The sequence below is a fragment of the Staphylococcus sp. EG-SA-2 genome (assembly GCF_017152085.1).
Window position 1 is genome coordinate 1 of the sequence record NZ_JACYHC010000201.1, and the last position, 523, is coordinate 523.

The 523-nt window shown below is 31.7% G+C and carries 1 pseudogene; it reads left to right on the forward strand.

Annotation, left to right across the window (positions count from 1 at the left end):
- Positions 1-523 (forward strand): annotated as a pseudogene (locus IDG60_RS01895) (glycosyltransferase family 2 protein); the annotation flags it as partial.

A 523-nucleotide genomic window follows, 5' to 3' on the forward strand; every position in this document is an offset into this window, starting at 1 on the left:
TAATCGAATCGTTACATTAACGGAACAACCAGATTTGTTATCAATGATGTCTTTTGACGGAAAGTTATTCAGTGCTAAATTTGCTGAATTACAGTGTGACGAAACTTTAGCTAACACATACAATCACACAATACTTGTCAAGGCGATGCAAAAAGCTACGGATATACATTTAGTTTCACAGATGATTGTCGGAGATAACGATATAGATACACATGCTACAAGTAACGATGAAGATTTTAATAGATATATCACAGAAATTATGAAAATAAGACAACGAGTCATGGAAATGTTACTATTACCTGAACAAAGGCTATTATATAGTGATATGGTTGATCGTATTTTATTCAATAATTCATTAAAATATTATATGAACGAACACCCAGCAGTAACGCACACGACAATTCAACTCGTAAAAGACTATATTATGTCTATGCAGCATTCTGATTATGTATCGCAAAACATGTTTGACATTATAAATACAGTTGAATTTATTGGTGAGAATTGGGATAGAGAAATATACGAA